Below are 1,274 nucleotides of genomic sequence, written 5' to 3'. Positions count from 1 at the left end.
CTAGTACATCGACCATTTAATAAGTACCATATTAAACAGATGCAGACTCAGTCTCTTCAATATCATCCATTTTGTATTTCCAGTGGTAAACAACCGGTTCCTTGTTGATTTCATCGAAATACTGGTAGATTCGATCCACAAGTTCCTGTTTTGAATTTACTCTGATACCACGTAGCATTTGTTTTGTCATTTTTCCAAAGAAACCTTCTATCATGTTCAGCCACGAACCATGCTTTGGCGTAAATACAAACTCAAAGCGTTCTTTGGGCATTGTTGCAAGAAATCGTTTCGTTTCTTTGGATGTGTGGGCTGAGTGATTATCTAATATAATTCTGATTGTATCTTGTGATGGGTATTTTTTATCCAGTATTTTTAGGAAGTCAATAAAATCAGAACTTTTGTGGGTATCTCTCACCAAGGGAATTGCTTCTCCTGTAAGCAGATCAATTCCAGCCAGTAGGGAAACTGTTCCAAGACGTTTATACTCATAATCGCGATACACCTCACCATTATCTCCTGTTGGACGCAGATCCTCGGATGTATTAGCAATTGCCTGAATTCCTGGTTTTTCATCATAGGATACAGTTATAGTGAGCCTATAATCATCAGGCACAATAATGTTACCTTTTTCATCAAACTGCATTTCAACCTGTTTATAAACAACAAGAACCTCATGCATTTTTGATTCGAAATCAGGATCTCGCTTTTCACAATAATACTTGATTTTAAACGGTTTAATCTGATTATCCTGTAAAAGTTTTTGCACATACGCCTTAGTGATGGTTGTAAGTCTTGGGAATCCAGCCTGTTGTGCGTGCTGTTGTATGTGTTTATGGAGTTTGGCTAATGTCCAAAGTTCTTGAGAATATCCTAAATCCGCAGGTCTTTGGCATGCAAGATTAATAATCCATGCTTTAGCATCATCTGATACTTCGGCAGGTCTTCCGGAACGCTTAGCATCAAACAATGCAGCATCAAGGCCTCCATTATTAAACTTTGAAATGCATAAGCGAACAGTTCTTTTACTGATATTCAATCTGGCAGCGATATCATCAAAAGATACACCATCAGCTTTATACAAAAGAATTCTTGCACGATCTACCACCTGTGCTTGAATCGTTCTGGTTTTAGATAATGATTTAAGATATTTTTTATCCTCATCAGATAAAGGAAGAAACGTATTTTTCATAACAACCATCCTTTCGTTGATGAGAATAGTATATCACATATTTAGTTTAAAATATATGGTACTTATTTAATTTATGTTATACTAG

General features: G+C 36.2%; 1 protein-coding gene. It reads right to left on the bottom strand.

Annotation, left to right across the window (positions count from 1 at the left end):
- Nucleotides 1-31: 31 nt before the first annotated feature.
- On the bottom strand, nucleotides 32-1,189 hold the full coding sequence (locus ACTNDS_RS16620; RefSeq protein ID WP_441036859.1) for an IS630 family transposase: 1,158 nt from the start codon (nucleotides 1,187-1,189) through the stop codon (nucleotides 32-34).
- Nucleotides 1,190-1,274: the final 85 nt, after the last annotated feature.

It is taken from the genome of Blautia sp. HCP3S3_C12 (assembly GCF_052064155.1).
Taxonomy (GTDB): Bacteria; Bacillota; Clostridia; order Lachnospirales; family Lachnospiraceae; genus Blautia_A.
Note: the sequence above shows the minus strand (reverse complement) of the source record. Positions and strands in the feature narration are given on the sequence as shown.

Excerpts from the sequence above, each read along its gene's own strand:
- ACTNDS_RS16620 (WP_441036859.1), bottom strand. The coding sequence starts at position 1,189 with ATGAAAAATACGTTTCTTCCTTTATCTGATGAGGATAAAAAATATCTT.